At 67.6% G+C, this 19,105-nt stretch carries 14 protein-coding genes; 8 read left to right on the top strand and 6 right to left on the bottom strand.

The features are described from left to right. Positions 1–4: 4 nt before the first annotated feature. The 3 genes from WJ12_RS25990 to WJ12_RS26000 form a co-directional block, all read right to left on the bottom strand. Complete coding sequence (locus WJ12_RS25990) at positions 5–811, bottom strand: hypothetical protein (protein WP_059558217.1); 807 nt, start codon at positions 809–811, stop codon at positions 5–7. 63 nt (positions 812–874) lie between these two features. Further along, positions 875–1,285 (bottom strand): hypothetical protein, encoded by a 411-nt coding sequence (locus WJ12_RS25995; RefSeq protein ID WP_034185951.1) that lies wholly within the window; start codon positions 1,283–1,285, stop codon positions 875–877. 645 nt (positions 1,286–1,930) lie between these two features. Then, positions 1,931–2,926, bottom strand: coding sequence for a LysR substrate-binding domain-containing protein (locus tag WJ12_RS26000; protein WP_034185952.1), 996 nt, complete (start codon positions 2,924–2,926; stop codon positions 1,931–1,933). Positions 2,927–3,513: 587 nt separating this feature from the next. Here WJ12_RS26000 and WJ12_RS26005 point away from each other — a divergent pair. The 7 genes from WJ12_RS26005 to WJ12_RS26035 all read left to right on the top strand — a co-directional run bounded on the left by WJ12_RS26005 (position 3,514) and on the right by WJ12_RS26035 (position 14,706). Further along, a complete protein-coding gene (locus tag WJ12_RS26005) occupies positions 3,514–4,929 on the top strand; it encodes a circularly permuted type 2 ATP-grasp protein (RefSeq protein ID WP_069245928.1) in 1,416 nt (471 codons plus the stop codon). Between the two features lie 64 nt (positions 4,930–4,993). After that, complete coding sequence (locus WJ12_RS26010) at positions 4,994–5,935, top strand: alpha-E domain-containing protein (protein ID WP_069245929.1); 942 nt, start codon at positions 4,994–4,996, stop codon at positions 5,933–5,935. A gap of 8 nt (positions 5,936–5,943) precedes the next feature. Beyond that, entirely contained in the window at positions 5,944–6,921 is a 978-nt protein-coding gene (locus WJ12_RS26015; protein ID WP_034191645.1) for a transglutaminase family protein, read from the top strand. Positions 6,922–7,014: 93 nt separating this feature from the next. Further along, positions 7,015–10,428: a transglutaminase family protein gene (locus WJ12_RS26020; RefSeq protein WP_034191644.1), complete on the top strand. Its 3,414-nt coding sequence runs from the start codon at positions 7,015–7,017 to the stop codon at positions 10,426–10,428. 199 nt (positions 10,429–10,627) lie between these two features. Beyond that, positions 10,628–13,234, top strand: coding sequence for a circularly permuted type 2 ATP-grasp protein (locus WJ12_RS26025; RefSeq protein WP_059556403.1), 2,607 nt, complete (start codon positions 10,628–10,630; stop codon positions 13,232–13,234). Further along, on the top strand, positions 13,228–14,253 hold the full coding sequence (locus WJ12_RS26030; protein ID WP_049032981.1) for a transglutaminase family protein: 1,026 nt from the start codon (positions 13,228–13,230) through the stop codon (positions 14,251–14,253). Before WJ12_RS26025 ends, WJ12_RS26030 begins: the two co-directional genes overlap by 7 nt. A 180-nt stretch (positions 14,254–14,433) precedes the next feature. After that, positions 14,434–14,706 carry a hypothetical protein gene (locus WJ12_RS26035; RefSeq protein WP_059556695.1) on the top strand — a complete coding sequence of 91 codons (273 nt, stop codon included), beginning with the start codon at positions 14,434–14,436 and terminating at the stop codon, positions 14,704–14,706. 67 nt (positions 14,707–14,773) lie between these two features. On the opposite strand, the gene pip is transcribed toward WJ12_RS26035, so the two are convergent. Beyond that, positions 14,774–15,706: a prolyl aminopeptidase gene (pip, locus tag WJ12_RS26040; protein ID WP_034191641.1), complete on the bottom strand. Its 933-nt coding sequence runs from the start codon at positions 15,704–15,706 to the stop codon at positions 14,774–14,776. Between the two features lie 324 nt (positions 15,707–16,030). Between pip and WJ12_RS26045 the strand changes: the two genes are divergently transcribed. Beyond that, positions 16,031–17,182, top strand: a complete 1,152-nt coding sequence (locus tag WJ12_RS26045; protein WP_059556404.1) for an acyltransferase family protein — start codon at positions 16,031–16,033, stop codon at positions 17,180–17,182. A gap of 22 nt (positions 17,183–17,204) precedes the next feature. Here the strand turns inward: WJ12_RS26045 and WJ12_RS26050 are convergent, their stop codons facing one another. Both WJ12_RS26050 and WJ12_RS26055 read right to left on the bottom strand, forming a co-directional pair. Continuing rightward, positions 17,205–18,023, bottom strand: a complete 819-nt coding sequence (locus WJ12_RS26050) for a PA3715 family protein (protein WP_059556405.1) — start codon at positions 18,021–18,023, stop codon at positions 17,205–17,207. Between the two features lie 143 nt (positions 18,024–18,166). Then, positions 18,167–18,979, bottom strand: coding sequence for a DNA-binding transcriptional regulator (locus WJ12_RS26055; RefSeq protein WP_059556406.1), 813 nt, complete (start codon positions 18,977–18,979; stop codon positions 18,167–18,169). Positions 18,980–19,105: the final 126 nt, after the last annotated feature.

Here is a 19,105-nt window from a genome sequence, read left to right on the forward strand (position 1 = left end):
CGGCTCACAGGCGATTGCGGATCGCTTGTCCCAGCAACGCGCGCGATTCGCTGTTCGTCGGGTCGATCGCGAGTGCGCGGCTCGCGTTTTGCGCCACGCAGTTCCACTCGTCGATCACCGCGCACGAGCGGGCCTTTGCCAGCGCACGTGCGCCTTCAAGCGCCTCGTGCGTGACGCTCGCCGTCTGCATGCGCGCCGCGTCGGTGCCATACGGCGGCGCCTTCGGCGTGAAATCCAGGCGCTTTCGCGTGCCTGCCAGCCTCTCGGCGCGCGGTGCGCGATGTTCGGCAAGCGACCGTGCGGCGGCGCGGCCATGGGCCGGCGCGCCGTGCGTATCGGCTGCCAGTGCCGCGGGCGGTGGAGGGTAGGCCTGCCGGTGTCGGGCGGCGGTGCCGGGCCGGACCCGCGACGCGGCTGGCGGTTCGACCGCGAGCGTGACCGGCGGCGCGGTCGACACCTCGCGCGGCGTCGATGTGGACGGCGCGGGAGTCGGCCCGGGCCGCGCGAGCGGTGCGGCCTGTCGCGCAATCGTCGATGCAGGCGCGGCCGCGATCGGAGGGACGGATGCGCCGCTCGCGCGGCCGGGCGCGGCCACGATGGATTGGCGGTACTGGCCGACCGCGGCGTCGATCGCGCCGGCGATGTCGTGCGTCACGCTCGCATGGCCGGCGGTCTTGTCCCGCTCGGTATACGCGAAGAGGCTGAAGATCGCGGCGAACGCGACGAAGCTGAGCGCCGCGTTCTTTCCAGGACCCCAGGAGGGTTTCGGCGGGCGGGCGGACGAGCCGTCGGGTCGTTCTGCACGAGTCATTCGAAGCTCCTCGATTCGATGCGTTGCGGTGGATGACGCGATCGGGATGGGGTCAGGCGGCGTTCACCATCGCAACTGCGTGGTGAGCGTGCCCGTTTCGACGATCGCGAACTGGGTCGCTCCCTGATAGGTCCCTTCGACCCGGTAGCTGGCGTCCGGCACGCTGAACAGGCAGCGCGATCCCGCGGCGTTGAATTCGACGAGCACGCGGCCATGTCGCCGCAGGCGGACCTGGACGTTGGCGAGCGGTTGTCCGGTGCGGCCGGAAGCAAACGACACGCCCAGGTTGTATGGCCGGCCGTCGGGAGGAAGCGGTGCCGTCCCGTCGATGCGTGCGTCGCCGCAGATATACGAAATCACGTAGCGGCCGGCATCCGGACCGGACGCCGGCGCCTCGGCCATCGCGTTCACGCAGAGCGAGGAAAGGAAGACGCTGAGGAAAGGGCGAGCAGGCAGTCGAAACGAAGAAGACATTGCAACCTCCCGTCCGGAATCAATGGCGAGCATTTATTCCGAGTCAGATTTGGCAGCGTTCTTTTTGCGACACGCTATTGATACACGATGGCTTTTGAATCAACAACCGCGTGTGGCTGGAATGGGACGAAGGGAAATATCCTATTTAAATAGGATAACGATGGATTCGTCTGATTCGTTTAATGCTGAAGAAAGTCGATATTGCCGAATATGATTATTGCTGGTCGGTAGCGATGATCGAGCACGCATTGAGTCACGTCGGAGGTATCGACGTTCGTGCCGAAAAGTAACGACTGATAAAAGGAATTCTTGCGGCTGTGTTCGACGCGAAACAATGAAGGTCAGGATACAGGTCGTGCGTCGTGAAAAGAGGGTGCGACGTTTTTGTTATTTTGGGTTGTTGCAGGTAAATGGAAACTTTTATTTTGTTCTGTAACAGGGTATTTCCGTCCGTAAAATCGGTCTTAATATTCGGACGTAATGCCGTGCCAGTAAAAAATACGATATTGAATGCAAACGTTTGCGTTTCGTCTGATATCGATTGCAGATCGGGCACAGGGATTTCACGGGCTTCGGCGGGCTTGGCGATTGCTGGCTGGAGAAAGCGCATTCGCACCGTGAACCCGCACGGCGCGAATGCAGGAATCAGCGGCTGCCGCCGGCGAGTCGCCGTGCGGTGCGCATCGCCGGCGCGGCGGCCTGTTCGGCATCGAGCGCGCCTTCGACCGCCGCGCGCGGCCGGTTCATGATGTAGGTCCACAACTGCTCGGCCGCGAGCCCGCGCTTGCGCGCCGATCGATACAGGCGGATCTCGAGTTCGGTGATCCAGTCTCCCGAGCCCGCGCATACGAGCGTGCCGTCGGCGAGCTCCTTCGCGACGCAGCTTTCCGGCAGCCAGCCGATGCCGTGCCCGGCCACGACCATGCCTTTCAACGCCTCGGACATGTGCGTCTCGAAGCATCGGTGCACCGCATACGGCTCGGTTGCGTTCAGCAGCAGCATCTCGACGATGTTGCCGAGAAACGCCCCCGACGAATACGCGAGCAGCGGGAGCGGGGCGTCCGGCGTGCCGGGCAGCTGAAACACCGGCTTGCCGCGCGCGTCGGGCGTCGACACCGGCAGGATTCGTTCGATGCCGAGGCTGACGAACGGGAAGTGGTTCGGATCGAGCACGATCGGCAGCTGCGGATGGTGATAGCCGAGCAGCAGGTCGCATTCGCCTTCGACCAGCTGCTGCACGCCTTCCGGCACGTTGACCGCGTTGACGCGGGCGGTCACGTGGCCGACTTCGCCATGGAGCTGCTTGAGCCATTCGGGGAACAGCGTGAACACGAGCGTATGCGCGACGGCGAACCGCACGACCTGGTCGCTGGCCGCGAACTGGTCATAGCCGTTCACGAGATTGCGCGCCGCATACATGCTGCGCAGGATGTCCGCGGCAAGCCCGCGAAACATCTGGCCGGCCGGCGTCAACGCAACCGGATTGATGCTCCGGTCGACCAGCTTCGCGTCCATCCACGTTTCGAGGGCGGCGATTCGTCTGCTGAATGCCGATTGCGTCAGGTGCCGATGACGTGCGGCCCGGGAAAAGCTCTTGGTATCCGCCAGGCTCAGGAAATCTTCCAGCCACTTTGCTTCCATTTCGATCTTCGCTTTTTATAGTCGGGCGCCTGAAAGGCGACAGCATCGCTGCGCCGCGCCAGTTTTCTAGCGTACCGCGCCTCGCGGGGGCGGTCCGATGTTTTTTTTCGATCGGTGTCAGTCGAAATATGCATGAGCGTTGTCGGCGGGATTACGGCTACATAGCGTTGAGGTGCCGGACCCGGCTAACCGGATAGTTCACCGCGTCGAAGGCCCGGCGTGCCGCAGACGGTACTTCCCCAGGGTCGGTTGCGCCGTGTGCGTGCCGGCCCGCCTCCCTTGCCGCGATCCGGTGCCCGGTCGCGCCATTTTTTTGTGCAGTGCAGATTGCACATTCGTGACACGCGGGGGAACTATGTTTGCAGGACGCGGCGCAGCATCGGCCGTGCGCGCTCGCGGCGCATGCGGGCGCCCGCCGCGCCGGGTGATGCACCGTTATGGTGCGCGATGCCGTGCGGGCGTGCCCGGCGCGGCGCAAAAACGGGGGGATATCGGGGGGTAGCGCAAGGCACGTTCCTTGCAAAGCATTCATTACGCCGGTCCGGCATGCGCAATGCCGGGGAAAACGATCGATGGAGAAAAGATCGATGAAGCCATTCGATGAAATGCTGCAATCCGGCGACATGGTAAGGGCGCCCTACGCGCGCCTGAAGCAATGGCTCGACACGCAGAATCCCGCGAGCCTCGCCCAGAAAGCCCACGACGCGGAAGGCGTGTTCCGCAAGACGGGCATCACGTTCGCCGTCTACGGCGACGCGGAGGCCGCCGAGCGGCTGATTCCGTTCGACATCGTCCCGCGCATCATCTCGGGCGCGGAATGGAGCCGCCTCTCGCTCGGCATCGAGCAGCGCGTGATGGCGCTGAACGCCTTCCTCGACGACATCTACCACCGCCAGGAAATCGTGCGCGCGGGCATCGTGCCCAAGCACCTGATCGCGCACAACGAGGCGTTCATCCCGGAGATGATCGACTTCCGGCCGCCCGGCAACGTGTACACGCACATCATCGGCGTCGACATCGTGCGCACCGCCGAGAACCAGTTCTACGTGCTGGAGGACAACGCGCGCACGCCCTCCGGCGTGTCCTACATGCTGGAGAACCGCGAGACCATGATGCAGCTCTTCCCGGAGCTGTTCCAGCAGGTGAAGGTGCGCCCGGTCGAGACCTATCCGCAGATGCTGCGCCAGTCGCTGGCCGCGGTGTGCCCGCCGGGCGGCAACGCCGACAACCCGACCGTCGCCGTGCTCACGCCCGGCATCCACAATTCCGCGTACTACGAACACTCGTTCCTCGCCGACCAGATGGGCGTGCACCTCGTCGAGGGCAGCGACCTGCAGGTGATCGACGGCCGCGTCGCGATGCGCACGACCGAGGGCTTCCAGCCGATCGACGTGCTGTACCGCCGCGTCGACGACGCCTTCCTCGATCCGCTCACGTTCCGCCCCGATTCGGTGCTCGGCGTGGCGGGGATCATGGACGTGTACCGCGCCGGCAACATCACGATCGCGAACGCGCCGGGCACCGGCATCGCCGACGACAAGGCGATCTACTCGTACATGCCGGAGATCGTCGAGTTCTACACGGGGCGCAAGGCGCTGCTGGAGAACGTGCCGACCTGGCGCTGCGGCGAGGCCGACAGCCTGAAGTACGTGCTCGAGCATCTCGACGAACTGGTCGTGAAGGAAGTGCACGGCTCGGGCGGCTACGGGATGCTGGTCGGCCCGTGCGCGTCGAAGGCCGAGCTCGAGGCGTTTTCCGCGAAGCTGCGCGCGCGTCCGGCGAACTACATCGCGCAGCCGACGCTCGCGCTGTCCACGACGCCGATCCTCACCGACGCCGGCCTCGCGCCGCGCCACGTCGACCTGCGGCCGTTCGTGCTGGTGTCGGACCGGATCCGCATCACGCCGGGCGGGCTCACGCGCGTGGCGCTGAAGGAGGGATCGCTGGTCGTCAACTCGAGCCAGGGCGGCGGCACCAAGGACACCTGGGTGCTGGCCGACTGAGCCGGATGCGACCGCGCGCGCCGCAGCCGGCGCGCGAACCGAACGAAGACGGAGTGGACACGAGATGCTTCTGGGACGTACTGCAAGCGGGCTCTACTGGATGTACCGCTATATCGAGCGCGCGGAGAACATCGCGCGCATCGTCGATGCCGGGCTGCGGATGGCGCTCACGCGCACGTCCGACGCGCCGGCCGAATGGTCGTCGGTGCTCGTCAGCTCGGGCGCGGACGACGGCTACCGGGAGAAATACGACGCGTATGCGGCCGATACGGTGACCGACTACCTGCTGCGCGACCGCGACAACCCGTCGAGCGTGCTGTCGTGCATCGAGGCCGCGCGCTCGAACGCGCGGATGGTGCGCACGGCGCTCACGCGCGAGGCGTGGGAAAGCGTGAACGGCGCGTGGCTCGCGCTGCGCCGCGCGCTGGCGCAGCCGGTGCCGGAGAGCGAGCTGCCGGCCGTGCTCGACGAAGTGAAGCGCGAAACCGCGCTGATCCTCGGCAGCTTCTACAGCACGATGCTGCGCAACGAGATCTTCGATTTCGCGCAGATCGGCGCATTCATCGAGCGCGCGGACAACACCGCGCGGATCATCGACGTGAAGTACCACCTGCTGCTGCCGTCGGTGTCGCACGTCGGCACGATCCTCGACAACTACCAGTGGGAGACGATCCTGCGCTGCGTCGCCGCGCACCGTTCGTACCGCTGGGTGTACGACGTGCAGTACAAGCCGATGAACATCGCCGACTACCTTATCCTGAACGGCCGCATGCCGCGTTCGCTGCGTTATTGCTACGGGCGCGTCGTGTCGAGCCTGAACCTGCTTGCAAAGGATTACGGCGTGACACACCCGTGTCACGACACGGCCACGAAGATCCTGCAAATGCTGTCCGATACCTCGGTCGAGCGGATCTTCAAGAGCGGGCTGCACGAGTTCCTGACCGACTTCATCGGCCGCAACAACAGCCTTGGGCTCGAAATCGCCCAGGCTTACAACTTCGACTGAGACTTGCCATGCGACTCGCCATTCGACACATTTCGCGTTATCAGTTCGACGATCAAGCCACCCATGCGCTGCAACGGCTGCGGCTGCGCCCGCAGTCGGGCCCCGGGCAGACGGTGCGCGCGTGGCAGGTCACGATCGACGGCGTCGAGCCGTCGCTGTCTTACGCCGACGGGCTCGGCAACCGGATCGACCTCGTGCGTCACGACCGCGGCGCGAAGGCCGAGATCGTCGTCGTCGCGGCCGGCGTCGTCGAGACGCAGGACCGCGCGGGCATTCTCGGGAATCCGGAGGGCTATGCGCCGCCGTGGATCTTCGAGCGCGAGACCGCGCTCACGAAGGCGGGCGATACCGTGCGCGAACTCACGGAAGCGCTGCCGATCGAGCCGCACGGCCTCGACGCATTGCACTGGCTGATGACGGAAGTGCACGACCGCATCGCGTATGCGCCGAACCTGGCCGCCGACGTGCCCGTCGACGCGGAAACCGCGCTGCAAAGCGGCGAGGGCACGAGCCGCGACCATGCGCATGCGTTCATCGCGGCCGCGCGCGTGCTGAAGATTCCCGCGCGCTACATCTCGGGCTACGTGCTCGCCGACAGCGCGATGCAGCGCATCGCCGATGCGAAGCAGAACGCGGGCGACGTCGAGGAGGAGGAAGCGCTCGCGCTGCAGAGCGGCGAGGGCATGCAGCAGATGCTCGGCGCATCGCATGCCGCGCAATCGCAAGGGCTGCCGCAACCGGCGCTCGGCGCGCAGCCGCAGGCCGCCGCGCTGATGCAGCAGCCGGCCGGCCATGCATGGGCCGAGGCGTACGTGGAAGGGCTCGGCTGGGTCGGGTTCGATCCGTTCATGAACCGCTGCCCGGACGAGCGCTACGTGCGCATCGCGGTCGGCCTCGATTATCGCGACGCGCAGCCGGTGACGGGGCTCGGCGCGACGGCCGTCGGCGTCGAGATCAGCGTCGTGCAGTCGCCCGAGCTCGTCTGACCCCGCGCACGCTTTCGCCGAATCCGCCATGCCGGGCCGCCGCGTCGAGTGCGACGCGGCGCGCGCGGCCGGCCCAACCCGAACCGAGTTCCCATGTCCATCCACGTCGCGCTGCATCACACCACCCGCTATCGCTACGACCGGCTCGTCAACCTCGGCCCGCAGGTCGTGCGGCTGCGGCCCGCGCCGCATTGCCGGACGCCGATCCTTGCGTACTCGATGACGGTCGAGCCCGCGCAGCACTTCATCAACTGGCAGCAGGACCCGTTCTCGAACTATCTCGCGCGGCTCGTGTTTCCGGAGCGCACCGAGCACTTCGAGATCACGATCGATCTCGTCGCCGAGATGTCGGTGTACAACCCGTTCGACTTCTTCCTCGAAGCGAGCGCCGAGCAATACCCATTCAGCTATGACGATGCGCTGAAGACCGAGCTCGCGCCGTATCTCGTGTGCGATCCGCAGACGAGCGCGTCGCCGTTGTTCCGCACGTATCTCGACGGCGTCGATCGCACGCCGGCCGGCACCGTGAACTTCCTCGTCGCGCTGAACCAGCAGCTTCAGCACGACATCGGCTATCTCGTGCGGATGGAGCCCGGCGTGCAGACGCCCGAGCAGACGCTCGAGCTCGCGTCCGGCTCGTGCCGCGACAGCGCGTGGCTGCTCGTGCAGCTGTGCCGTCATCTCGGCATCGCCGCGCGTTTCGTGTCGGGCTACCTGATCCAGCTCACGCCCGACGTGAAGTCGCTCGATGGCCCGAGCGGCACGTCGGTGGACTTCACCGACCTGCACGCGTGGTGCGAGGTGTACCTCCCGGGCGCCGGCTGGATCGGCTTCGACCCGACGTCGGGCCTGCTCGCGGGCGAAGGGCATATTCCGCTCGCCTGCACGCCGCAGCCGACGAGCGCCGCGCCGGTCGAAGGGCTGATCGACGAGTGCGAGGTGTCGTTCGAGCACGAGATGACCGTGACGCGCGTGTACGAATCGCCGCGCGTGACGAAACCGTATACGGAATCGCAGTGGGACGCCGTGCTGGCGCTCGGCACGCAGGTCGACGGCGCGCTGGCGGCCGGCGACGTGCGGCTCACGCAGGGCGGCGAGCCGACCTTCGTGTCGATCGACGATCGCGACGGCGCCGAGTGGAACACCGATGCGCTCGGCCCGACCAAGCGCGGCTACGCGACCGAACTCGTGCAGCGGCTGCGCGCCGAGTACGGCGACGGCGGTTTCCTGCATTTCGGGCAGGGCAAGTGGTATCCGGGCGAGCAGCTGCCGCGCTGGGCATTGTCGATCTTCTGGCGCGCGGACGGCCAGCCCGTGTGGCACGATCCGTCGCTGTTCGCCGACGAGCGCGAGCCGTCCGCGTACACGACCGACGACGCGAAGCGCTTCATCGATGCGCTCGCCGCGCGGCTGAACCTGACCGACGAATTCATCCAGCCCGGCTACGAGGATGTCTGGTACTACCTGTGGCGCGAGCGCCGGCTGCCCGTCAACGTCGATCCGTTCGACTCGCGACTCGACGACGAGCTCGAGCGCGCGCGGCTGCGCAAGGTGTTCGACCAGCAGCTCGACAGCGTGGTCGGCTACGTGCTGCCGGTCAAGCGCACGGACGATGCACCGGGTCTCGACGGGCCGCGCTGGCAGACGGGCCCGTGGTTCTTCCGCGACGAGCGGATGTATCTCGTGCCGGGCGATTCGCCGATGGGCTATCGACTGCCGCTCGATTCGCTGCCGTGGGCCTCGCGCGCCGACCATCCGTACCTGGTCGAGCGCGATCCGTTCGCGCCGCGCAGCGCGCTGCCGGATGCCGCCGCGATCCGTGCGCGCTATGCGGGCCCGGCCGACGCGCCGCGCTACTTGTCCGGCGTGCATCGCGAAGCGCCTGCGCAGACGGTCATGCAGTGGCGTGACGACGGCACGGCCGCGGGCGGGCGCGCGTCAGCGCACGATCCGCAGCGCCGGCCCGAGCGCTTCGAATCGGCCGCGTGGATCACGCGCACCGCGCTGTGCGCCGAGGTGCGCAACGGCATCCTGTACCTGTTCATGCCGCCGCTCGCCGCGCTCGAGGATTATCTCGACCTGCTCGGCGCGATCGAGCTGACCGCGCACGCGCTCGGCGTGAAGCTCGTGCTCGAAGGCTATCCGCCGCCGCGCGATGCGCGGCTGAAGCTGCTGCAGGTGACGCCCGATCCCGGCGTGATCGAGGTGAACATCCATCCGGCCGCGAGCTTCGACGAACTCGTCGACCACACGGAATTCCTGTACGACGCCGCGTGGCAGTCGCGGCTGTGCAGCGAGAAATTCATGGTCGACGGCCGTCACGTCGGCACGGGCGGCGGCAACCACTTCGTGCTCGGCGGTGCGACGCCGGCCGACAGCCCGTTCCTGCGCCGCCCGGACCTGCTCGCGAGCCTGATCGCGTACTGGCACAACCATCCGTCGCTGTCGTACCTGTTCTCGGGGCTGTTCATCGGGCCGACGAGCCAGGCACCGCGCGTCGACGAGGCGCGCAACGACCAGCTGTACGAACTCGACATCGCGTTCGCCGAGATCCAGCGCAACAAGCTGCTGTTCGGGCAGGACATGCCGCCGTGGCTCGTCGACCGCGTGCTGCGCAACCTGCTGATCGACGTGACGGGCAACACGCACCGCAGCGAGTTCTGCATCGACAAGCTGTATTCGCCCGATTCGTCGACCGGCCGGCTCGGCCTGCTCGAGCTGCGCGCGTTCGAGATGCCGCCGCACGCACGGATGAGCATCGTGCAGCAACTGTTGCTGCGCGCCCTGGTCGCGCGTTTCTGGGCCGCGCCGTACACGACGCCGCTCACGCGCTGGGGCACCGCGCTGCACGACCGCTTCATGCTGCCCGAGTTTCTTCAGATGGATTTCGACGATGTGCTGGCCGAACTGCGCGAGGCCGGTTTTGCGTTCGATCCGGCGTGGTTCGCACCGCACTTCGAATTCCGCTTCCCGCTGTTCGGCCAGATCGCGGTGAACGGCATGCAGCTGTCGTTGCGCGGCGCACTGGAACCGTGGCACGTGATGGGCGAGGAGGGCGCGCCCGGCGGCACGGTCCGTTACGTCGATTCGTCGGTCGAACGGCTCGAGGTGCGCGTGACGGGGCTGAACGACAACCGGCACGTCGTGACCGTCAACGGCCGCGCGCTGCCGCTGCAGCCGACCGGCACCGTCGGCGAGTACGTCGCGGGCGTGCGCTACAAGGCGTGGTCGCCGCCGTCCGCGCTGCATCCGACCATCGGCGTGCATGCGCCGCTCACGTTCGACATCGTCGATACGTGGCTGCAGCGCTCGCTCGGCGGCTGTCGTTATCACGTCGCGCATCCGGGCGGGCGCAACTACGCGACGTTCCCGGTCAATGCATACGAAGCCGAGAGCCGCCGGCTCGCACGCTTCGTCGAGATGGGGCATACGCCGGGGCGGATGGATGTCGCGGCTGCCGCGCCGAGCCGCGAATTCCCGTTCACGCTCGACTTGCGGCGGCCGTGATCCAGTAACGACGGGGTGGACGACGATGCGCGGCTCGCGATCTCCCGGCGGCCTCGCCGGAATGCTAGGATGCGGGCAGATTGCGGCCGCGCGCCGAGGCTTGCCGCCCCGATGGCGGCGCGCGTGCGCGGCCGCACCCTGACGACGGAACGACATCGTGCCGCCCATTGATACCGACCATCTCGCCGCCCTCGACGCGATGCCCACGCTTTTCGATACCGGCGCGCAGCCGGACGCCGCCGAACTGGCCGCCGCGCTCGCGGCGCCGGCGGCCGCCGGCCGCTACGACGAACTGCGCGGCAGCGCGGCCGGCCTGATCGCGCCTGCGCTCGCGCCCGCGTGGTGCAGCTTCTTTACGTCGATCGGCAGCGACGGCGTGGCCGATCTCGATCGCCGCGCCGATGCGCTGCACCGGAGCATGCGCGAGAACGGCCTGTTCTACCAGCTGCACGAGCAGCGCGCCGGCGACGGCGCGGCCGGCCCGTGGTCGCTCGACCTGCTGCCGATGATCGTCACGCCCGACGACTGGGTCGCGATCGAGCGCGGCGTGCTGCAGCGCGTGCGGCTGCTCAACGCGACGCTGGCCGACCTGTACGGGCCGCAGACCATCCTGCAGCGCGGGCTGCTGCCGCCCGCGCTCGTCACCGGCCACCCCGGCTACCTGCGCGCGATGCGCGGCGCGCGCGTGCCGGGCGATACCTGGCTGCACGTCGTCGCGTTCGATCTCGCGCGCGGCCCGGACGGGCAGTGGCGGATCGTCGCGCAGCATACGCAGGGCGCGGCCGGGCTCGGTTACCTGCTCGAAAACCGCCTGATCGTGTCGCGGCTCTTTCCGCGCGGGTTTCGCGGGCTGCGCGTGCAGCGCCTCGCGTCCGCCTATCGCGCGCTGCTGCAGAGCATGCAGTCGCTCAGCCCGGCCCGCAAGAACTCGCGGATCGTGCTGCTGACGCCGGGGCCGCACAGCGCGACGTATTTCGAACATGCGTATCTCGCACGCTATCTCGGCCTCACGCTCGTCGAAGGCGGCGACCTGACCGCGCGCGACAACCGCGTCTTCCTGAAGACGCTGCGCGGGCTCGAACCGGTGCACGGCATCCTGCGGCGCGTCGACGACGCGTGGCTCGATCCGCTCGAATTGCGGCCCGATTCGATGCTCGGCGTGCCGGGGCTGCTGCAGGCCGTGCGCGCAGGCAACGTGCTGCTCGCGAACGCACCGGGCTCGGGTTTCCTCGAATCGCCGGCGATGCTCGGCTTCATGCCGCGCCTCGCCGAAGCGCTGCTCGGCGAAACGTTGACGCTGCCGGCCGTGCATTCGTGGTGGTGCGGCGAGGCGGCTGCCTGCGACGATGCGCTGCCGCAGCTTGCGCGCGGCATCGTGAAGGCCTCCTATCCACCCGAGGTGCAGGCCGGCGGCGCGTTCGAGCCGGTGATCGGCGCACGGCTCACGCAGGCCCAGCTGGCCGCATGGCGCGCCCGGATCCTCGCGCGGCCCGAACACTACACGGTGCAGGCCGACCTGCCGCTGTCGCAGGCGCCGACCTGGCCGCGGCCCGACACGCCCGAGGGCAACGGCAGCGCACGCATCGTGCCGAAGCCGCTGCTGCTGCGCGTGTTCGCGCTCGCCGACGGCGCGCAGCGCTGGCGGCTCCTGCCCGGCGGGCTGTCGCGGGTCGGCACGCGCGACACGCTGTTCAATGCGCCGATGCCGCACGGCGGCAGCACCGTCGATACCTGGGTGATGACCGAGGGCATCGTCGATTCGACGACGCTGCTGCAAACGCACCTCGGCCCCGACGACCTCGTCGAGCGACCGCGCGCGATCGCGAGCCGTGCGGCCGAGAACCTGTTCTGGCTCGGCCGTTACACCGAACGCGCGACCAACCTGATGCGCCTCGCGCGCGCCGCGCTCGAAAGGCTGCGCGGCGAAGACGACGTCGACAGCCCCGCGCATCTGGAACTGATCGATACGTTGTGCCGCGACACGGGCCTGATCGCGGCCGACGCGCCGAATGCCGTCGACGCGCCGCGCGCGTTCCAGCACGCGCTTGCGACGTCGCTGACGCGCGGCGCCGATCGCACGTCGGGCATCGCGTCGTGCCTGTTCGGGATGCGCGGCGCCGCCGCCGCGATCCGCGAACGGCTGTCCAGCGATCAGTGGCGGTTGATCGACGACGCGACGCAACTGTTCGCGGACAGCGCCGGGCAGCCGGAGGCCGAGGAGCAGATCGGTAACGAGGCGCTGCAGCTGCTGGAGCGCCTCGGCCTGCTGCTCGGCGCGATCACCGGTGCGCAGACCGACAACATGACGCGCGACGACGGCTGGCGCCTGCTGTCGATCGGCCGGCAGATCGACCGGCTGGACTTCCTGTGCAGCGTGCTGAAGTTCGCCTTCGAGGAGGGTGTCGTGCACCGGCAGGACGGTTTCGAACTCGTGCTGGAGCTGTTCGACAGCACGATCACGTTCCGCTCGCGTTTCCAGCGCGGCTTCGACGTCGCGCCGCTGCTGTCGCTCGTCGTGCTCGACACCGACAATCCGCGTTCGCTCGGCTGGGTCGTGCAGGCGCTGCGCGGCCGGCTGACGAAGGTCGAGCGCAGCGAAGGCTATGCGCTGTCCGAGCTGGCCGAGACGATTCCGGACGTGCCCGCGTGGTCGCTGCACGAACTGTGCGAAACCGTTGACGGCGGCCGGCACGACAAGCTGCTCGATGCGCTCGACACGACCGTGAAGGCGGTCTGGGAACTGTCGAACCGCATCGGCGAACGCTACTTCAGCCACGTGCGCGAGGCGGGCAGGACGCTATGGTGACGACGAAAGGCGCGGTGAAGGCGCCGTCCGGTGCAGGCAAGACACGACCGGCAGCCGCGCCGGCCGCCATGGCGCCCGGCCGGTTGCTGCGTGTCACGCACGACACCGAATACCGTTACGCGGCGCGCGTCGAATCCGCGCAGCACCAGGCACGCCTGCAACCGCTCGTGACGCCGCGCCAGCAGGTGCTGTCGTTCTCGCTCGACATCGAGCCCGTGCCGGAATCGGTCTGCACGGAGATCGACGCGTTCGGCAACGCGCGCGCGTCGTTCGCACTGAACCAGCCGCACGACGCGCTGCTCGTGCGCAGCCGCAGCACGGTGCGCGTGACGCCGCCCGTGTGGTCGCTTGGCGCCCGCGGCGAGCCGCCGCCCGCGATCGCGCATCCCGACGCAAGGCAGGCGACCGAATGGGAAGCCGTGCGCGACCGCTTGCGGTTTCGTGCGGGGCAGCCTTACGACGCGGCGAGCGAATTCCTGTTCGCGTCACCGCACGTCGCCTGCGATCCCGAGCTCGCCGCTTATGCGGCCGCGAGCTTCACGCCGCAACGGCCGCTCGTGCAGGCCGCCTGGGACCTGATGCGGCGCGTGCACGCCGATTTCGCCTATACACCGAACAGCACCGACATCACGACGTCGGCGCTCGATGCGCTGCGGTTGCGCAAGGGCGTCTGCCAGGATTTCGCGCACGTGATGATCGGCGCGCTGCGCTCGCTCGGGCTGGCCGCGCGTTACGTCAGCGGCTACCTGCTCACGCAGCCGCCGCCCGGGCAACCGCGGCTGATCGGTGCCGATGCGTCGCATGCGTGGGTCGAGGTGTACGACCCGGCATGGCCCGAGGACAACGGCTGGCTGCAGCTCGATCCGACCAACGACCGCGCGCCGGGCGACGACTACGTGATGCTGTCGGTCGGTCGCGACTATGCGGACGTCACGCCGCTGCGCGGCGTGATCCGCGGCGGCGGTGCGGATCAGGAGCTGAAGGTGGGCGTGACGGTCGAGCCGCTCGATGCACCGTAACGCCGGCCACCCGTGCGGGCGGTTTCCCGTTTAAGTCTTCGTTAATACTGCACGCCTAGGATGGTGATGCCGGCGGACGGCCCGGACTCCGGTCCGGCGCGCCGGCGGCACGCGCGGGTGCGTCGACGTCACGGCGCCGCGCCGTCGCGCGTCGCCATTTCCTTGCAACGGCGGCAGACCATGATCAAGCACTTCGACTACACGCTCGGCGGCGAGACGATCTCGCTCTGCGCGAGCTTCGGCGCGGGCCCGGCATTCCGCCGCGTGCTCGTGAGCCGCGCGGATTCGATGGAGACGCTGGTGGTGCTCGACGCGCGCGGCCTGTCGGGCCTGCTGAAGGTGGCGACCGAAGAACCGGAAGGGCTGCTCGACGACGCGATCCGCAAGGTCGGCGACGAGCAGCTTGTCGAGCGCGCGATCAGCGGCAGGACGATCGTCGAAGCCGCGCTTTGATCGCGGCGGCGCCTAGGCGTGCCGGCAGGCATCGCAGCACGCACTGCGATGCGTTGCACCCTATGGACTACGCGGCGAACCGGTCCGTCGCCGCGATCAACGCTTCGAGGATCCCCGGCTCGTTGTAGGCGTGCCCGGCGCCGGGCACGATCTCGAACGTCGCCTCCGGCCACGCCTTCGACAGTTCCCATGCGGTGCGTGCTGGCGTCGCGGCGTCATAGCGGCCCTGCACGATCACGCCCGGAATGCCGGCGAGGCGATGCGCGTCGCGCAGCAACTGACCTTCCTCGACGAAGCCCTCGTTCACGAAGTAGTGGTTTTCGATTCGCGCGAACGCGAGCGCGTAGTGGCCGTCCGCGAAGTGCGCGGCGAGCGCCGGGTCGGGCAGCAGCGTGATCGTGCGGCCTTCCCAGATGCTCCATGCGCGAGCCGCCTCGAGCTTCGCGGCTTCGTCGTCGCCGGTCAGCCGGCGATGGTAGGCGGCCATCAGGTCACCGCGCTCGGCTTCCGGAATCGGCGCAACGAAGTCCTCCCACAGATCCGGGAACAGCCACGACGCGCCTTCCTGGTAGTACCACAGCAGTTCCGCGCGCCGCATCGTGAAGATGCCGCGCACGATCAGCGCGCTCACGCGTTCGGGGTGCGTTTCCGCGTACGCGATCGCCAGCGCGCTGCCCCAGGAACCGCCGAACACGAGCCATTGCTCGGCGCCGACCATCTCGCGCAGGCGTTCGATATCGGCGACCAGATGCCACGTCGTGTTGTTCTCGAGGCTCGCATGCGGCGTCGAGCGCCCGCAGCCGCGCTGGTCGAACAGCAGGATGTCGTAGCGCTCGGGGTCGAACAGGCGGCGATGGTCGGGGCTGCAGCCGGCGCCGGGGCCGCCGTGCAGGAACACGGCGGGCTTGCCGGCCGGGTTGCCGCAGCGCTCCCAGTAGATGCGATGGCCGTCGCCGGTGTCGAGGTGGCCGTGGGCGTAGGGTTCGATCGGTGGGTACACAGGCAGGCTCCGGATGAGGGTCGACTGGAGGCGGACGAGTGCGGGCCGGTATCCGTGCGGGGGCGGTACTTCGGATGTTGCTGCGCCGCAAAAACGTTGCGTGGGCATCGGTCCGGTCGTCGCCGGGCAAGGCTTGTCATTATGCCCATTCGCCGCGCCGGGCGCCGGCTCGTTCGGACGTGTGCGGCCGCAGCTGGCGGCGCGGCGATTTTTGAAGCAATTTCATTCCGATATTTTTCATACAAAATCCCGGCGGCATATCGGCATGCCAGTCGGCGCGCCGGTCATCTCCTGTTTCTAACCCGTGCCAACGGAAACCAGCCGATGAACCATCGCGTCACGCAGTTGACCGGGTTGCGCGCCGTCGCGGTCGCGATGGTGGTGGTCGGACACGCCGAACATGTGCTGCCGGGCGGCTACACGGGCTGGTATGCGCCGTTGCGGCTGATTGCCGACGGCCGGCTCGGGGTCCTGATCTTCTTCGTCCTGAGCGGTTTCCTGATCACCAACGTGCTGCGCGCCGAGTTCGCGCGCACCGGCGGCATTGCGTTGACGTCGTTCTACGTGCGTCGCGCGCTGCGGATCTGGCCGGCCTGCTACGTCTATCTCGCGGCCGTTGCGGTCGTCGCGTTCGCCGGCTGGTTCGACGTCGATCGCCGGCAGTGGCTGTATGCGGCGCTGCATCTGTGGAATTACTCGGCGTGGTTCGGGCTGACGGGCGACAACGCGCTGCATCCGGACGGCGCGTGGTATCTCGGTCATTTCTGGTCGCTCGCGCTCGAAGAGCAGTTCTACTGGTTCTGGCCGCTGCTGTTCGGGTTCGGCATGCGCCGCGCCGGCACGCGCTGGCTGGTCGCGTTGATCCTGATCGTGCCGCTGGTGCGCGCCGTCACGTATTTCGTTGCACCGGCGCTGCGCGGGCAACTCGGGATGATGCTTCACACCGGCGTCGATCCGATCCTGATCGGGTGTTATGCGTCGCTCAACCGGGAACGGCTCGAAGCGTGGATCGGCGCGTGGCGAGGCGAGGCGCGCATCGTGACGGCGATCGTCATCGTCGTGCTGCTCGGCATGCCGCTCGCCGAACACCGGCTCGGCGGCTTCTGGAACGCGACTTACGGCGTGACGCTCGAAGCCGCGTTGATCGCGATCGTGATCGTCGTGCTGAATTTCCGCGGCGAGTTCTGGTGCGCGCGCTGGCTGCGCGCGCGGCCGGTCGTGTTCGTCGGCACGATCTCGTTCAGTCTGTATCTGTGGCAGCAGCCGTTCGCGAATCCCGATCTGCCGGTCGCGCATGCGTTTCCGCTCGGCATCGTGTGGGCGCTGCTGGCCGCGACGGCCAGCTACTTCCTCGTCGAGAAACCGTTCCTGCGGTTGAAGGATCGCTATACGGCACGCGAGGCACGACGTGTGCGGGACGATGCGCTGCGGATGCCCGCGTCGGGCGACGGGATCGGGCCGAAGGTGGCGGAGTAGGCGGGCGCGGGCTGACGCGCCGTTACTTGAAGCGCTTCATCGCGGCGGGCGGATACCAGAAGTTTCGGAACATGTCGATGCCGTATGACTTGCCGTCGTAGCGGACGATCGTGCGTGCGGTGCGCTTGCCCGTCTCGGCGTATTCGTTGTCCTTGCGTTGGCTCTTCGTGATGCGTGCGGTGATCGACAGGTCTGCGAAGCCGTGGCTGGCGGTCTTTTCGACGGCGATCGTCATGTGGGCATCCTCGCTGATCGCGTCACCCATGCCGGCACCGCACGCCGCACCTTCGACGCTGACCCAGCCGTAGAGATTGGTGCCGAACACCGGGCGGATGCGGTTGCCTTCGCGCACCCACAGCGTCAATTCTTCGCTGGCGTCCGCATCCGGACAGCTCGGCCCGCGCGCGCTGCTCGTGAACACGACGCCAAATGCGCGGACCTCGGGCGACAGCCGGTACGGCGCCGTATCGATGCGATAGCTGTTCTCGCCGATCTCGGTCGCCGCATCCTCCTGAACCACCGACTTGTCGGCCGCGACGACCTTGTCGCCCTCGACGAGCGCGACGACCTGCAGCTTGTCGCTTTCGTCCGGATTCTTGCTTTTGGGCAGCGAATCGAACACGACGGCCGCGATCGTCGTGCCCGGCGCGTTCGGCATGACCTTGCACGCGGACGCGACGACGAGCCGGTTCGCGTCGCGCGTCGCGATGCGTGCGCTCGCGATGCCGGCCCAACGGGCGACGGCCGTGACGGCAGCGTCGCTGCAAGGTTGGCTGTCGGCGGCGTGGGCGGTGGGTACGGCGGCGAGCGCCAGCAAGGGAACGAAGTGATGGATTCTCATGGTCTCGATGAAAAAACGGGTTCTTCCAAGCTCATTCGGGTGCGCGGGGGAGAGCGTCGATTGTCAGCCATGCTCGGCCGCCCGTCGCGGTCGGCACATCGTCATTCGCGCGTCCGTTCATGCCATTCAGCCTGTCTGGGAGACTACGTTGATGCGCGGGAACGAGCCGCGGGTTCCTGTCGCAATGCTTCGGCAATATCCGCTGCTGCTTTTTGCAGCTCGGGCACATAGCGGCGAGTGGCATCCTGGAGACTGACGGCGCGTGACAGGAAGACGACATTGAGGCTGGCGATCACGCGTTCGTCCGCGCTGATCGCGACCGCCACCGCACCGATTTTCGCCTGCGCGGTCCAGTCGCCGTGATTCGATCCGAAACCGTCCTCGCGCACCCGTCGGATCAGCTTGCGCACGAGCGCATCGTTTTTCGCGAACGCCTGTTGCTCTTCACCGCCGGCACCGGAGCGCAACAGTTCCAGAATATCCTCGCGCTCCTCGTCGGGGCACATCGCGAAGTAGGCACGGCCAGCCGCGGTCAGCAAGATAGGCAAACGCCGCCCGACCATCGAGCGATGAAACGACAGCCGGCTGAAGCGATGTGTCGTCTCGCGGATGATCATTGCGTCGCCGTCGGGTGTGGTCAGATCGGATGGCCACGCGACGCGCTGCAGGAGCTGCCCCATGATCGGCGGCGCCACGGTGGCGATGCGCTCGGTATCGGTGAAGCCCTCGCTCAAGGAACGTACGGCGAGCGTCAGGCGGAAACTGTCGTCCGACGTGCTGCGGCGCACGAATCCTTCGTCCATCAAGGTTTCGAGCAGGCGGCGCACCGTGGTGCGATGCAGGCCGGTCAGATCGGCGATCTGCTGGCTCGTTGCACGCCCGTCTTCCATCGCATTCAGCGTCCGCAGCACCTGGAGGCCGCGCGCCAGTCCGCGCACGTTCGTGTAGGTTGTCACGTAAAAATCCCATTGGAATCAATCATGTGCATTCTATGCACATTCCGGAGATTTTGTTGAGGGTGTTTTCCGCCCTCCATAAACTGCGTGCATAAGTTGAACGATCGAGCGCCAGGCGCTTCGTCG

This window comes from Burkholderia seminalis (genome assembly GCF_001718535.1).
GTDB classification, from domain to species: Bacteria; Pseudomonadota; Gammaproteobacteria; order Burkholderiales; family Burkholderiaceae; genus Burkholderia; species Burkholderia seminalis.